Source organism: Staphylococcus ureilyticus, assembly GCF_002902235.1.
GTDB classification, from domain to species: domain Bacteria; phylum Bacillota; class Bacilli; order Staphylococcales; family Staphylococcaceae; genus Staphylococcus; species Staphylococcus ureilyticus.
In genome coordinates this window covers 1-341 of sequence record NZ_PPRL01000167.1, presented here as the reverse complement: position 1 = coordinate 341, position 341 = coordinate 1, and the positions used below count along the sequence as shown (strand labels likewise).

Here is a 341-nt window from a genome sequence, read left to right as displayed (position 1 = left end):
TTCTTTTTGAATTCAAGCTTATTTAAAACTCTTATTCACTCGGTTTTGCTTGGTAAAATCATAAATTTTACTTACTTATCTAGTTTTCAATGTACAAAAAATGGTGGGCCTAAGTGGACTCGAACCACCGACCTCACGCTTATCAGGCGTGCGCTCTAACCAGCTGAGCTATAGGCCCCTCATAAATAGAATACTCGAATGAGCATTCAAAACTGAATACAATATGTCAATGTTATTCCTTTGTCATCTTCTTTAGAAGATGTTCCGAATATATCCTTAGAAAGGAGGTGATCCAGCCGCACCTTCCGATACGGCTACCTTGTTACGACTTCACCCCAATC

The 341-nt window shown here is 39.3% G+C and carries 1 tRNA gene and 1 rRNA gene; both read right to left on the bottom strand.

The annotated features are described in order from the left end of the window. Positions 1-101: 101 nt before the first annotated feature. A tRNA-Ile gene (locus CD150_RS12930) sits at positions 102-178 on the bottom strand. A 102-nt stretch (positions 179-280) separates the two neighbouring features. Then, a 16S ribosomal RNA gene (locus tag CD150_RS12925) occupies positions 281-341 on the bottom strand; the annotation flags it as partial.